Origin of the sequence: Actinomyces sp. 594 (assembly GCF_019325145.1) — a bacterium.
GTDB lineage: Bacteria > Actinomycetota > Actinomycetes > Actinomycetales > Actinomycetaceae > Actinomyces.
Window position 1 is genome coordinate 1 of the sequence record NZ_PIZC01000017.1, and the last position, 6,952, is coordinate 6,952.

General features: G+C 69.2%; 6 protein-coding genes. 3 read left to right on the forward strand and 3 right to left on the reverse strand.

Going from position 1 to position 6,952, the window contains the following annotated elements:
* Nucleotides 1-424: 424 nt before the first annotated feature.
* A complete protein-coding gene (locus tag GZ998_RS02470; protein ID WP_219108782.1) occupies nucleotides 425-931 on the reverse strand; it encodes a hypothetical protein in 507 nt (168 codons plus the stop codon).
* Nucleotides 932-1,254: 323 nt separating this feature from the next.
* A complete protein-coding gene (locus GZ998_RS02475) occupies nucleotides 1,255-2,655 on the reverse strand; it encodes an amidohydrolase family protein (RefSeq protein ID WP_202616232.1) in 1,401 nt (466 codons plus the stop codon).
* Nucleotides 2,656-3,210: 555 nt separating this feature from the next.
* Between GZ998_RS02475 and GZ998_RS02480 the strand changes: the two genes are divergently transcribed.
* Together GZ998_RS02480 and GZ998_RS02485 are read left to right on the forward strand one after the other, a co-directional pair.
* On the forward strand, nucleotides 3,211-3,969 hold the full coding sequence (locus GZ998_RS02480) for a phosphoribulokinase (protein ID WP_374939148.1): 759 nt from the start codon (nucleotides 3,211-3,213) through the stop codon (nucleotides 3,967-3,969).
* Between the two features lie 210 nt (nucleotides 3,970-4,179).
* Nucleotides 4,180-4,701 carry a TspO/MBR family protein gene (locus tag GZ998_RS02485; protein WP_219108786.1) on the forward strand — a complete coding sequence of 174 codons (522 nt, stop codon included), beginning with the start codon at nucleotides 4,180-4,182 and terminating at the stop codon, nucleotides 4,699-4,701.
* Here GZ998_RS02485 and GZ998_RS02490 read toward each other — a convergent pair.
* Nucleotides 4,686-6,002: a hemolysin family protein gene (locus GZ998_RS02490; protein ID WP_161923321.1), complete on the reverse strand. Its 1,317-nt coding sequence runs from the start codon at nucleotides 6,000-6,002 to the stop codon at nucleotides 4,686-4,688. The two genes, GZ998_RS02485 and GZ998_RS02490, sit on opposite strands and share 16 nt — an antisense overlap.
* Before the next feature lie 281 nt (nucleotides 6,003-6,283).
* Here GZ998_RS02490 and GZ998_RS02495 point away from each other — a divergent pair, with 281 nt between their 5' ends.
* The gene (locus tag GZ998_RS02495; RefSeq protein WP_161923320.1) at nucleotides 6,284-6,892 is read left to right on the forward strand and encodes a DUF1269 domain-containing protein; all 609 of its coding nucleotides are present in this window, start codon (nucleotides 6,284-6,286) and stop codon (nucleotides 6,890-6,892) included.
* Nucleotides 6,893-6,952 lie beyond the last annotated feature (60 nt).

The window sequence follows — 6,952 nt, forward strand, 5'->3', positions numbered from 1 at the left end:
CGGCCTCGGCGCCGGCGTCCTCGGGCAGTGCCGGGGCGGGGCCCGCCGCCGCGGCGCGGGCGGCGGTCTCCCCGGCCATGCGCGCCTGCACAGCGGAGCAGGGCATGGTGGGCCGGGACAGGTCGCGGAGGGGACGGGTCATGGGCCCGATTGTGCCGCGGCCAGGCCGCCCCCGCCATGGCTCTTCCGGCCACCGGTCGCGATCAACGGGATGCGCTCACGCCCGGGTCAGCGCGGCGACCGTCTCCACAGACCCGTCGAAGTGGCTCTTCCGGTTCGAGGGTGTGGTGGTTGTGCCGGGTGAGGTGTCTGCTGCGCCGGTTGGACGTTAACAACGCTACTTAACGGCCTGCTGTATACCTCGCAGCCCTTCAGCAGGCCGTTAACAGGCGTTGTTAACCCCGAAGTGGCGTTGCAAATGATCCTACGTCGTCGACGCCCACCCGACGACGCCCTTACCCTCCCGGATGTGGGCGATGGCACGTTCCCTGGCTGCCGAAGTAGCAGGCAGATTTCCCCAGAAGCCCATTGGGTCGTAGTCGGTGCGATCCTTGGTACTCAGCAGCCCCGTCGCCCGGTCATCTTTGATGTCGCCGAAAAGAGCCCCGTCGTGGTCTACTACCCAGGCATGGCCATCGTTGTCGGCCAGAATGTTCTCCTCATGGCGGTCAGTGTTGTAGATGAGCGCATCAAATGCCTCCATGAGGGCCCGCGTCTTCTCGGGAATGGAGCGCAGTGCGGCCTCCTGCGGCGGCGGGAAGTGGTTTCCCGGCTCCCCTATCTCGGCGACAACCCATGCCGGTTCGCCGGCCGACGGGTCGAACCACAGGTCACCGAGGGGCGTGGGGATGCCCAGGGCGATCACGATTCTGTTGGCGATGTACTCATTGACGACAATGTTGGGGTTGTCTGCCGTGTTGTACTTGACCAAAACCTGCGCCCGCCCCCACTGTAGCCGTTAGAGCCACCTGGGTCGTCCTCGTTGACCGGGACGAGGTCGGTGACCGTCATGCCGGGAACTCGGCTCAATGACCTGCGCACCGTCGCCCTCCCTTCCGGAACTGCATGAACTCGGCGGGGAAGCCCCTAGCCGAGCAGCACGCCTCCACCCGAATCCGGGTCTCAAACCGTCATCCGGAGCCTATCCCGACGTCGACGCGCCTGACCGCAAAATGATGCGCGTCAACTCACCAGCTCCCGCTCCAGCAGATCCAGTCCCACCGAGCCCAGCACGATGCCGCGGATGCGTGAGCCTCACACCTCCGGGTGTCGGGCGCGCAGTACGTCCCGGTTCCGCCACTGGCCGAGCACCGAGCCCGGCCCGGCGAAGGCGTCGAGGTCGGTGTCGTGCGCGAGCCCGGGCACGCGGTCCGGAATGAACTCGCGGCCCCGGCTGACCACGAGCCGCAGGTCGCGCAATACGCCCAGCCCATCGCGCGGGTCCCCGGCGACGGCGATCAGGTCGGCGTCGAAGTCAGGGGCGAGCACGCCGGTCACGCCCGCCAGGCCTATGCCGGCGGCGGCGCGGGAGGTGGCGGCGAGCAGCACCTCCGTGCGGGGCAGGCCGACATACTCCAGCGCCTCCAGGCCGCCGACGTAACCCCGGTTCGGAACACCGGGAATACCGGCGTCGTGCCCGGCGACGATCTTGACGCCGTGCTCCCACAGCATGCGGACGGGCGGGGCGAAGGTGTCGTCGCGCTCGATCATGCGGGGCAGTTCGGCGGTGATGGTGCAGTCCACGTAGATGCCGGCCGCGGCGATCTCGTCGGCCAGGTGCGGGTCGGGTTCGGAGCGGGCGGCGGGGCTGATGAAGGAGGCGTGGGCGATGTAGTCGACGCCGGCGCGCACCGCCCGCTCGATGCCCTGGGTGCCGTGGGCGTGGGCGGCGGTCCACTTGCCCAGGCGGTGGGCGTCGGCGAACATGACGGTGAGCTCCTCCTGGCTGAACTGGGCCAGCCAGGGCACCGAGCCGGAGGTGGTGAATCCGCCGGTGGCCATCGCCTTGATGGTGTCGACGCCCCGCTTGTGGTGGATCCGGACCTGGTGGCGGATCTCATCGAGTCCGTCCGCCTCGCCGCCCGCGTGGTGGGCGTGGCCGGCGGTGACGGTGATCTGGGGGCCGGCGGCGGTGATGCGAGGCCCACGCAGGTCGCCGTTCTCGATGGCGTCGCGCAGGGCGACGTCCACGTAGTGGCGGGCGCCCAGGCTCTGCGCGCTGGTGACGCCGAGGGACATCAGCTCGCGCGCCGAGCGGGCGGCGTTCAGCGTGAGTCGGGCGACGTCGTGGGCGCCGTAGTCGGGGTACTCCACGTCCGTGCCGGAGGTGGGCAGGTGGGCGTGGGTCTCGATGAGCCCGGGCATGAGGGTGGTGCCGGGCAGGTCGACGCGGCGCACCTGCGCGGGCGCGGTCCCGGCGGCGGTGGCCAGCTCCCCGAGTCGGGCGGTCAGTTCGGCCGCGGGGCCGACCGCGATGATGCGGGTGCCGTCGATGAAGACGGCGCCGCCCTGCGGGTCATCCTCGCCGATGCTTTCGAGGCTGCCTGCGGCGTCGCCGCGGCGTCCGGTCAGGATACGGTCCGCGGTGAGCAGCGCGGCGCCAGTTCCATCGAGGCGTTCGCCGCCGTCGGTCGGCGGGGTGATCCAGTCCGTCATGGGACCTCCTGGGTACTTGAGTGGGGAGGGACGCAGCGGTGTCTAACGCTGCGGTGGTGTGGCCGGTGCCGGCCCATCCTTGGGCAACCGTGAGACCGGCAGCATTAATCCAGCTCATGTGATCCTCTCTGGCGCTGAGGAATCGGGACTTGGCGATCAGGGGGTTGTAGGACCAACGATCGGGCGATTGAGCGCCTCGGTTGTGTCCCTTAGGGTGCTTGAGCACTCTTCCCGACACGCGTTGCACGACCTTCGGGCGAGTTGCACGACCTTCGTGTACGTTCCACGACCACCCCGGGGTCGTGGAACACGCACCAGGGTCGTGGAATGCGGACCAGGGTCGTGCAACGCCCGGCCCCGACCCGCTTCCGCAGACCTCACTCACCGCAGCACCCCGTGCCCGCCGCTAACATCGCACATATGAGCAACGTCGGTCGCCGTGGCATCGACAGTGTCTGGGCCGCCGCAGTGCACACAACGGCGTACGGGCATTCCCACCGCCATATTTACCGACCTCGGTGGGGAGGGCGGGCGGCGATCAGTCATAATCGATCTGTGCCCGCCTCACCGATCGTCCGCACCGGATCCGCCGAGGTGCTGCTCGCGGACCTGGTGGACCGCCTGGAGCGCCGCCTGCGCGGCGCCACGGCCGGGATCACGCCCGACCACCACAGCCATCCCCACGGCATCGACGACGGCACTGACGACGACCCCACGGCCTGCGGCGGCAAAGGTCGAACCATCGTGGGACTCACCGGCGCACCCGGGTCGGGCAAGTCCACCCTCGCGGCCTCCCTGGAGGACCAGCTGCGGGACCGTGGCATGCTCGCGGGCACCGTCCCCATGGACGGCTTCCACCTGTCCAATGCCGTCCTGGATCAGCTGGACCGCCACGGCCGCAAGGGCGCCCCGGACACCTTCGACGTCGCCGGCTACCTCTCCGCGCTAGACCGGGTGCGCGCCTCCGGCTGCCCAGACGTCCTGGTGCCGGTTTACCGGCGGGACCTGCATGAGCCGGTCGCGGCCGGCACGCTGGTGCGCGGGTCGGGCGTCGTACTCACCGAGGGCAACTACCTGGCCCTGGACCGTGGCGGCTGGGCCGGAGCCCGCGCCCGGATCGACCTACTGATATTGCTGGACGTCCCCGAGGCCGAAATCGCCACCCGCCTGGTGGCACGGCACCAGGACTTCGGCCGCAGCGCCGTCGACGCCGGCCACTGGGTGCGCACCGTGGACCTGCCAAACGCCCGCCTGGTGACCGCCTGCGCGCACCGCTGTGACGAGATCTGGCAGCTGCACGCCGCCCGGCCATGACCGGTCCGGCGCGGACTCGCGCGGCCGTACGGCGTGGCGCCATGTTCGGGCGCAGACGCATCAGCCCGGCTCCAGGCGGTCCTCCGCGACTGCCGGGCGCCTACCCACGCACTTGTTCGCCCATGCCGGGCTCCCCTTCACCTCGGCTCAATAACCTCCATGAAGCAGTACTCGAAAAACGAGTACGCGGGAACAATGGAGGGCCACCAAATGGCACACCTGAAGCTGAAAGCACTGCTGACCACATCCGCGCTGGTGGCGGCGACGGCCGCGGCCGGAACCGCCGCCTCGGACCCGAGGGGCAAGTACTACAAGGACCTCAAGAAGCCCGACTGGAACCCACCCAATGAGGTCTTCCCGATCGTCTGGACCACGCTGTACACGGACCTCGCAGCGACCACCGGCCTCACCCTGGCGGACCTGTGGCAGGCTGGTGAGCTCACCGGAAGCAACAAGGAGGCGAATCGGTTTCTGGCGGCAACCGTCACGAACCTGGCACTCAACGGTGGCTGGAGCTGGGCCTTCTTCCGAGCCGAGCAGCCGATGCTCGCCGCCGCCTGGGCGGGAGTGCTCGCCGCCAGTTCCGCGGATCTCACCCGCCGCGTCTTCAAGGTGAGCCGGGGGCGCGGTGCGGTCTTGGCGCCGTACGCGGCCTGGACCGCCTTCGCGACAGTCCTGTCCTGCGCCGTTTGGAAGCTAAACGAGCGCGAGCCCGGTCAGCACGCGTCCTGACGGGGCGTGCGGGTAGGGCGGCCCGCCGGCGGGTCGGGCGAGGCGACCTCGACCTTGCCCACCCGGCGGCCGTCCAGCGCAATTACCTTCAGACGCAGGCGCTCCCAGGCAACCACGTCGCCCACCTTCGGCATCCGCCCCAGCTCGGCCATGATGAAGCCACCAAGCGTGTCGAAGGGGCCGTCGGGCAGCTCGCGGCCCAGTTCCCGGGCAAGGTCAGCACGGGAGATGAGCCCGGTGACTACGACGACGCCGTCGTGGCTCACCACCGCGGGCTCCTCCCGGTCATACTCATCGGCGATCTGCCCGGTGAATTCCTCAACCACGTCCTCCACCGTGACGATCCCATCGGTTCCGCCGTACTCGTCCACAACCAGGGCGATATGCGCACTGGCCGCGCGCATCTGCGTCAGCGCGGACACCACGGGCACCGTAGCCGGGAGCAGCAGAATGTCGCGCGCGATCTGGCCGACTGTGCGCGCCTCGTCGGCGGGGGCGATCAGGTCGCGCAGGTGCACGTAGCCGACGACGTCGTCGTCATTCCGTCCCCGGCGCACCGGGTAGCGGGAGTGCTCCAGACCGGACAGTGCGGCCCGTGCCTGCGCCAACCGCAGCTCCGCGTCAACGAACTCAACCTCGGGGCGCGGTGTCATCACCTCAGCCACCGTGCGCTCCCCCACCGACAGCAGATCCACCACCATCCGCCGCTCCTCCCGCCCCAGGCTCTCCTGCGCCTGGATGAGAGTGCGTAGCTCGCCAAGACCCACGGAGTCGGTCCGGGCCGCCGGGTCGCGTCCCAGTAGCCGCAGCAGGCCGTTGGTGGAGGCGCCCAGCAGCCAGATCACTGGGCGCAGAGCCCCGGTGATCGCCGCGAGCGGTCGCGCCACCACCAGGGCAACGGTCCGGGCCGACTGCATGGCAATGCGCTTGGGCACCAGCTCCCCCACCACAACCGACAGGTACGCGATCAGCAGGGTGACCGCAACGAAGGCAATCGCGGCAGCGGTCGCGTCGCCCACCCCGACGGCGGTCAGGGCGGGCGCCAACGCAGGGGCGATCTGGGCGGCCCCGAAGGACGCGGAGAAGAACCCGGTTATCGTCACGCCCACCTGGACGGCTGAAAGGAACTGATTGGAATCAGCGGTCAGGCGTTTCACCGCGCTCCCGGAGCGGCCGCGCCGAGCCAGCTCGTCGACCTGGGTGGGGCGCAGAGATACCAGTGCCATCTCCGCCGCAGAGAAACAGGCGCCAATGAGCACGAACGCCAGTACGAGCAGACAGTTGCGCAGTAGTGGATCCACACCCGCATAGTTACCTGCAGTCCTTCTTACGACCTGGTTGCGGCCCCACCGAACCCATGAATTCACAAGGTGCACCACACCCGTCTCCGCCTGTCTCTTACTGTGCTCTTCAAGCACGCCGGGAAGCCGCCCGGATAATACTGAACCAACTCTATGAAAACCACTCCAGATCCCTGAATTCAGCTCCAACTCCGGCGCGCTAGCACAACATTAGCTGTTTACTTTCCACGTAATCGATCCTCAGGGGATCCTCAACCACTACCGGACAGGAGACGGAAAACATGACGGCGCACAACTTCCTAGTCATCACCTTCGCGGAGTCCAGTAAGGCCTACGAGGCCCTCAGCGACATCCGGCAGGCGGCGCAGGCGGGCAGGGTATCGGTCCCTGCCGCGATCATTGCTGAGCGGGAGCCGGACGGCCACCTGCACCTGGCTGAGGGCGCGGACTCCCGCATCGGCGACGGCGCGTTCTCCGGCGGACTGATCGGCATGGTGGTTGGCATCCTGGGTGGGCCGCTGGGGATGCTGCTCGGCTGGGGCGCCGGCGCCCTGGCGGGCGGCTTCGTCGACGTCGAGCGGGTCAACCGTGCCGAGACCGCCATCGGCGAGTTCAGCTCGCGCCTGCCCGCGGGCACGACGGCCATCTTTGCCGAGGCGCGCGAGTACGCGGAGGAAGTGCTGGACGGGGTGGTAGCCCCGCTCGACGGCGTGGTGGTGCGGCGTCCCGCCGCTGAGGTACTGGCGGAGCTGGAGGCGGCGCAGGAGGCCGCCAAGGCCGCCCACCGCGAGGCGACGCGCGTAATGCGCCAGGAGCGTCGGCAGGAGCGCAAGGAGAACTGGGACGAGCGCGTCGCCCGCCTCAAGGAGCGCTTCCACCGCCAGGGCTGAACCGGGCCGGCCCGGCGCCCGGCTGCGCCCCTGCCCTACTTTCCGAAGGGCAGGGGCGCC